General features: G+C 23.6%; 8 protein-coding genes. 7 read left to right on the forward strand and 1 reads right to left on the reverse strand.

Going from position 1 to position 7,802, the window contains the following annotated elements; all coding sequences use genetic code 11:
- The 7 genes from J7M87_RS13705 to J7M87_RS13735 form a co-directional block, all read left to right on the forward strand.
- Positions 1 to 145, forward strand: a 145-nt coding sequence (locus tag J7M87_RS13705; protein WP_291651652.1) for a flagellin, incomplete at its 5' end; no start/stop codon positions are given.
- A gap of 61 nt (positions 146 to 206) precedes the next feature.
- Positions 207 to 2,423, forward strand: a complete 2,217-nt coding sequence (locus J7M87_RS13710; protein WP_291651641.1) for a glycosyltransferase — start codon at positions 207 to 209, stop codon at positions 2,421 to 2,423.
- 30 nt (positions 2,424 to 2,453) lie between these two features.
- Positions 2,454 to 3,182 (forward strand): glycosyltransferase family 2 protein, encoded by a 729-nt coding sequence (locus tag J7M87_RS13715; protein ID WP_291651643.1) that lies wholly within the window; start codon positions 2,454 to 2,456, stop codon positions 3,180 to 3,182.
- A complete protein-coding gene (locus J7M87_RS13720; protein WP_291651644.1) occupies positions 3,182 to 3,853 on the forward strand; it encodes a hypothetical protein in 672 nt (223 codons plus the stop codon). Before J7M87_RS13715 ends, J7M87_RS13720 begins: the two co-directional genes overlap by 1 nt.
- 79 nt (positions 3,854 to 3,932) lie before the next feature.
- Positions 3,933 to 5,000 (forward strand): glycosyltransferase family 2 protein, encoded by a 1,068-nt coding sequence (locus J7M87_RS13725; RefSeq protein ID WP_291651646.1) that lies wholly within the window; start codon positions 3,933 to 3,935, stop codon positions 4,998 to 5,000.
- A 105-nt stretch (positions 5,001 to 5,105) separates the two neighbouring features.
- On the forward strand, positions 5,106 to 6,527 hold the full coding sequence (locus J7M87_RS13730) for a hypothetical protein (protein WP_291651648.1): 1,422 nt from the start codon (positions 5,106 to 5,108) through the stop codon (positions 6,525 to 6,527).
- A gap of 216 nt (positions 6,528 to 6,743) precedes the next feature.
- On the forward strand, positions 6,744 to 7,601 hold the full coding sequence (locus J7M87_RS13735) for a flagellin (protein WP_291651650.1): 858 nt from the start codon (positions 6,744 to 6,746) through the stop codon (positions 7,599 to 7,601).
- A 116-nt stretch (positions 7,602 to 7,717) separates the two neighbouring features.
- Here J7M87_RS13735 and J7M87_RS20445 read toward each other — a convergent pair.
- Positions 7,718 to 7,802, reverse strand: an 85-nt coding sequence (locus tag J7M87_RS20445) for an IS3 family transposase (RefSeq protein ID WP_365844351.1), incomplete at its 5' end; no start/stop codon positions are given.

Genomic DNA, 7,802 nt, shown 5'->3' on the forward strand with positions numbered 1-7,802 from the left:
AGCAGCAGAAAGCAGAGTAAGAGATGTAGATATGGCTAAAGAAATGATGAATTTCTCTAAGAACAACATATTACAACAAGCTGCACAAGCTATGCTTGCTCAAGCTAATCAACAACCACAAGGTGTTTTACAATTATTAAGATAATAATTATTTTTAGGAGGGGCTTAGGTCCCTCTTTTAAATTATACTTTAAGGAGTAATATTAATGAAAAAAGCAAATAAGCATATCGAGGAATTAAAAAATAAGTATAGCTATAAGCTTAGTATATGTATGATAGTCAGGGATGAGGAAAAATTCCTTGATAATTGTTTAAAAAGCTTAAAGCCATTACTTGATTTAAACTTAGCAGAGTTAATAATAGTTGATACAGGTTCAGTTGATAAGACTATTGAAATAGCTAAAAAATATACAAACAAAGTATATTTTAAAGAATGGAATAATAATTTCTCGGAAGCGAGAAATTACAGTATTTCTCTTGCTAAAGGTGAGTACATATTTATAATGGATGCAGATCAAGAGATGGAAGAAAATGAGGTTAATAAATTAATACAACTTTTTAGTAGCAATGAATATAAGAATTTTAATACATATTCATTAGTATATAAAAACTTTACAAAAGAAGATTTAAGTGAATATACCTATTTTTCGTTGAATTTAATATTTAAAAATGATGGAACATTTAGATATGAAGGTAAAATACATAATCAGCCAATATATAAAGAACCTATAAAGAATTTAGAAATATACATGATGCATTATGGATACATAATGACTGAAGATATAAAAGAAAAAAAGTTTAAAAGAACAGCTACACTATTAAAGAGTGAATTAAAAAAAGATCCAAATAATATTTATTATATATATCAACTTAGTAGAAGTTATGAGATGCATGGAGATACTAAGGAAGCAATAATTGAATTAGAAAAATATCTTTCGTTAATTGAGTATGAGAAAATTAATGAAAGTTTAAGAATAAATTATTATCATAATGCCACAATAATATACTTTAATTCAAAGGAATATGATAAGTGTATTTATTATTGTGAAAAATTGAAAGAATTAGACGAAGAATTAATAGATTGCTACTATCTAATGGGAAAATGCTATCTTATTGAAGGAGATATTGATAGAGCGGTTTATAATTTGAAAATGTATTTAAATTATTTAAATACATTTAAATATGAAAAATATGCGAGCACTAATGGATTAGAAGTATTTTCTTATGGACATAAGTTTAATGTTATTGGAGAACTTTTAAGGCTTAAAATTAAGATAAATCAATTAGAAAATATAGAAGAATACATAAATAAGATAAATGAAGATAAAGAAACATACATGCTAGTGATTGGAGAAATATTAAAAGTAAATATTTTAAAAGAAGATATATATTCTATAAATAATTTAATTGAAAAATTAAAAGAAGAAGATGAAATTATATTACTTAATTACTTACTTTCAAAAACAATTGGTAGTATAAAAAATATAGATGAGAATTCGCTTATAGAAAAATTGAATTTAGATGATGAACAAAGAGAAATAGTAAAGAAAAAGATTAGTTTCGAAGAGTATAGCAGTTTTAAAAACTTATTAAGTTTCATAGAGGAAAACTCAAAATTAAATAATGTAATAAAAATAGAAAATTGTATTGAATCTTTAATTGATACTTTAAATAATTCATCTATTGAAGATATAGTTGGATGTAATTACAGAAATGAGATTATCTATATAATAGGATATTTACTTGAAAAAAGTGATATGATAATCAATTCTTATTTAATTAATAAAGAAAAGATGATAGCTTTAATGTATAAGTACATATTAATAGTTGAAAATATTGAGGATAGTATTCTCAAGGATGATAGAGAATTTTCAAACAAAATCAATAACTTCAATAAGTTTATTAAAGAAAAAGATATATTGAAAGCAATTTCTGTATTAAAAGAAGCAGTTACTATAAAGCCTGAGTTTAGTAATTTGATATCTATAATAAAAGATTCTTTAATATTAGAACATAAAGAAGACAATAATTTGATAACAGAGAGTGATATAGGAAAAATTAAAGAGAATATAATCACTTTAATAAATAATAATATGCTTATAGAGGCAATAGATGTATTGAATCAATTGGAAGAACTATATAATCTTAAGCAAGATGTTGAATTACTATCTATTAAGTCAACCCTGAAGTTCTATTCAAATGAAATAAAAGAAGCAGAAGATATCTTAAAAAATGGGTTAAAATATTACTCGCAAAATATAGATTTATTATATAATTTAGCTTATATTTATGAGACAAATAATAAAAATATATCGGCATTATCTATTTATTATGATATTTTAGATATACAAACTGAAAAGATAAATTTAGAGGAAGTCAATAATAATATAATTAGATTGAAAGAAAAAATAGATATTATATAAAAATAGATTATTTTAATAAGGAAGATAGATATGAAAAAAAATCTAAGTTTAAGTATTTGCATGATTGTTAAAAATGAGGAAAAATATATAGATAGTTGCTTGAAGAGTATGAACCCATTAATAGAAAATGGTATTGCAGAATTAGTGATTGTTGATACTGGGTCTACAGATAAAACTATAGAGATATGTAGAAAGTACACAGATAATATTTATGATTTTGAATGGCAAGACAACTTTTCTATGGCGAGAAATTATAGTATTTCCAAGGCTAATGGTGAGTATATATTTATTCAAGATGCTGATCAATGTGTAGATACGAATAGCATTAATGATCTTATTAATCTTTTTAAGAGTAAAGAATATAGGAATTATAATACCATATATATAAAATTAAGAAATTATTTAAATGAAAATTTAAAAGAATATTCAGATTTAAAATTTCCTTTGATATTTAAAAATGATGGAAATTTTAAATATATTGGGGCTATTCATAATCAACCTATTTTTACTAATCCTATAAAATTTACAGATATTCAAATAAACCATTTTGGATATATAATGGATGATACGAAAAGGTTAGCTAAGTTTAATAGGACAGCAACTATATTGAAAAAAGAACTATCTAAAAATCCTAGCAATTACTATTATATGTTTCAACTTGCTAAGAGTTATAATTCAATAGGAAATTTTGAAGATTCTAGGTATCAAGTTGATAGATATTTAAAACTAATATCAAAAAAATTGATGAAGAATCATTAATGTATTATAGGACGGCAGCACAAACTTATTACCTGAATAATGAATTTATAAAAACTATAGATATTTGTAATGATGTTTTGAAAGCATTTCCTTACTTCTTAGATTGTATTTATTTAAAAGGATTATCCTTAAATAAAATAAAAAAATATGATAAGAGTATTGAGTTTTTAAATAACTATTTAAATATTTTAGATAATAATCTATATATTGATGATATAAGTGTGGAAATGTTTTCTTTATCTTCTAAAGAAAATGCTATTAAAGTAATAGAAGAAAATAAAAAGATAATAGAGTTTAATAATTGGATAATAAAACTAAAGGAAAATTTAAAAGTATTATTAGACTCTAATATTGAAGAAGCAATTAATATTTTAAATGAACTGCGAAATATGCCTGAATATAAATATATTACAGATGCAGAATTTTTTACAATAACTTCAGCTATATATTTTCTTAGTACAGATTATAATAAAGCTTTAGAAGAAGTTAATTATGGGCTTATTATTAACGGAAATAATAGTGATTTAATTTATAATAAAGCTTGTATATTAGAAATGCTTGGAGATAAAGTGGGAGCTATATTTAATTATAAATTATCAAGAAATCAATATGTAGAAGAAGATATATTAGCTGTTATAGATAGAAAAATATTAGAGCTCCAAACTAAGTAATTATGAAGACATTTGAAACAGGTATTCATTTAGTTTGCCTGTTTTTTTCATATAAAATAAATAATGAAAGGAGTAATTTATGAAAATATCATTAGCTATGATAGTTAAAAATGAAGCGAAAGTTTTGGAGGACTGCCTTGGAAGTGTAAAGAATTTGGTGGATGAAATAATAGTCGTAGATACTGGATCCCAAGATGGCACAATAGAAGTAGCAAGAAAAATGGGAGCTAAAGTATATGGATTTCGATGGTGTAATGATTTTTCAATGGCTAGAAATTTTGCAGCAGGGAAATGTATTGGCGATTGGATATTAGTATTGGACGCAGACGAAGTAGTTAATATTGGAGAAAAACAGAATTTAATTGATTTTGCCATTAATAATCCAAGATGTATAGGGAGAATTAAAATTGAGAGTAAATTTATTGATGGCAATGAAATTACATCTTCAACTGAATATGTATCTAGATTTTATCCGAAGGGGTTAGTTTATAAGGGGTGTATTCACGAGCAATTGGAATCTTTGTATACGCGAAAGAATATTAATTTAGAAGTAATTCATAGTGGGTATTTTAATAAAGATAAATCGAAAAGAAATTTAGATTTGCTTTTTAAGGAATTGGAAAGTGATAGTAATGATAATTATATTTTATATCAAATTGCAAGAACATTACATGTAGCTAAAAGATATGAAGAGGCAGATATGTATTTCGAAAGATGCTATAAAAATATTAAGTTTAATTATTCATATAATAAAAGTTTTATTAATCTATACATGAATAACTTAGTAAACATAAATAAATTTGATATTGGGCTAAATATTATTGAAAAATATTATAATCAATATTCAAATGATGCAGATTTTAATTTTTCTTGTGGCATATTCTATATGAATTTAATTTTATCCAATGTGATGGAATATGGACAATATTTATACTTAATTGAAGAAAGTTATTTAAAATGTCTAGAGATAGGAAGTACAGCAAATGAGATTGTTAAAGGTGTAGGAAGTTTTAAAGCTGCTTATAATTTAGGAGTGTTTTATGAAACTACAGGGAATTTAGATAGAGCTAAATATTATTATAAAGTATCATATAATGAGGGATATAAGATGGCAAAAGATAGATTTGAGAAAATAAAAGATAAATAAGAAAGTTGGTAAATCTTTATAATTAGAAAAATAAATAGAGAATATATTTAAGAGCACTATTTATGAATATTTATTATTACATATTAAATTTTATGAGGTATAAATGTGAATGAAGAATTAAAAGAATTAAAAAATAAAGCAAAAAATAATATAAATATACTAATCAGTAATGGATTATTTATTGAAGCTAGGAAATATTTAAAAGAGTATAAGGAAATATTTAAAGATGATATTGAGATATATTCAATTGAATCAATTTTATTAATTTTAGAAGGAAAAATGGAAGAGGCTAAAAATATAATAAATGAGGGTCTTAAAAAATCATGTACTAACTTTGATTTAATATATAATCTTGGATATTTATATGAAGTAAATAACGAGATAGAGGCAGCCAAAATTATATATAATATAGCTAGAATCGTAAATGAAAATAATGATTATAAAGAAATAGTAAACAGTAAGTTGAATGAAATTGGATATAATAGAAAAAAATATGATGTCATATTATTAGGAAATTATGATAGATGTATGAAATTTGATGAATTATTTGATGGATGGAATGTAGTTAAGATTATAAATCCTGAGGTTTTATATAATAACGAGTATATTTTAAAACTAGAAAATTATAAATACGATTTTATCTTTGTAGTTGAAGATATCGATAAAAATAAAATACTAAAATCTATAAAAAAATATAATAAAAAAAATACTTATTTCTTTGAAGACTACAAACTCTCAGTTATAGAAGGATTAGACTATAAAATTTTGGACATGTTAAGAAGAAATGAAATTAATGGAATAATAACTGGATTATCTTATGCAGAGGTAGGAATAAAAGAAGATATTAATGACAATTTTATTAATTTCTCTTTTTCATCTCAAGATTTATACTATGATTTTAAACTAATAAAGTATTTATTTAATTTTAAACAGGTAAAAAATAACTTGAAGTATGTAATTATAAATATGGGGTATTATTCTTTTGATTACGATATGACTAAAACAAATGCTAGGAATAGAATTCATAGATATATTAATTACTTTGAAGATTATCATAATAATGAGAGCTTCATGGAACTAGATATAATTAGATCTTTTTATGAAGAAGGTATAACATTTCAAGAATATATAGATATGAATAAATTGAAAGAGGAAACAATTTTAGTTTCAAATAAAACTAAGGATATTTATGAAGCACAAAAAAATTCCTCTATGGATTATGAAGTGACAAGAAAAGAAAATGAAAAAATATTAGAAGAATATATAGTATTTTTAAAAGAAAATAGTATAATTCCTATTATTGCAATATGCCCTACAAGCAAATATTATAGAGAGAACTTCAATATAAATAAAAAATATATATTTTACAATATATTAGATAAATTAAAAAATAAATATGATTTTCAAGTTGTTGATTATTTTGATAGTGATTTGTTTGAAAATGATGACTTTTGGGATTATTCTCATTTAAATGGAAAGGGATCGGAAAAATTTACTCAAATATTAAAGGAAGAGATTATATGGTAGAGACTGGGTGATAAAAAGTTAAAAGAGTTTTACAAGATATAAAAAAGTAGGAATAAATATAGAGGAGTCAAACTACAATACCTACATTTATATAAGATTTAATAAAATTTTAAAATATTTGTAATTTTATTATATTAAGAATTATGTAAAGGTAATTATAAAAGTAACGATAATTTAAACATAAGTATTTGAATTTGTATAATTAGGAGAAATATTATGAGATTAAATCAAAATATGCAATCTTTAAATGTATATAGAAATTACAAAAAAAATCTAGTTACTCAATCTATAGCTCTAGATAGAATAACTACAGGAAGTAAACTTAATTCTGCTAAGGATAATCCTAATAAGCTTGGAGTTAGTGAAGGCCTTAGAATGCAAATAAGAGGGCTTCAAATGGCAGAAAGGAACCTTCAAGATGGAATTTCTATGATGCAAACGGTGGATAGTTCCATATCAACAATTAGCGAGTCTTTAAATAGAATTAAGGAATTAGCTGTACAAGCTGGAGGAGTTCAAAATGATGAAGATTTAGATATAATTCAAGGGGAAATAAATCAGCTTAAGGAACATATTGATTATACAGTAAATAATTCAGAGTTTAATGGAGTAAAATTGTTAAATTCTGATAAAGTTACTAATAATGATTATCCTAAGTATTTAAATCATGTTGTAGGAGCTAATGCTAAAGAAGAAATAAATATACCTGTATTTAATGTTACAACAGGTATGCTTATTGATTCAGAAGGAAATTCATTGAAAAATATAGATGTAACGAATACAAATAAATTAGATGAAAATTTAAAAGTTGTAGATTCTTCAATAGAGATTATAAACTCAGTAAGAAGCAGATATGGGGCGATTCAAAATAGAATGGATACTTCAGCTCAAAATTTAAGTGGAAGTTCATTCAATTTAGAAACTGCAGAAAGTAGAATAAGGGATTCTGATATAGCATTAGAAATGGCAGAGTATGCAAGAACATCAATATTACATGAAACTTCAATTGCTTTAATGCAACAAACTAATAGATTTCCACAGGATGTACTAAGAGTATTGGAGAATATGAAATAAAAAATAGTTATAATATAAATTTTAAATGTTTATTATAATATATATAATTTATTTTTTAAAAGGACCTCGCATTTTGGTCTGACCCCTAAAAAGTAGATATTGTTAAAAGGGGTATATCATTGTGAATTACAAAAATGGCTTCGATATTTAATTGGAGCCATATTTTTTAACCTTTTTTGAAATCTAATATTATTATAAAAA

The sequence above is a fragment of the Clostridium sp. genome, assembly GCF_017888565.1.
In the GTDB taxonomy this organism is placed as follows: domain Bacteria; phylum Bacillota; class Clostridia; order Clostridiales; family Clostridiaceae; genus Clostridium.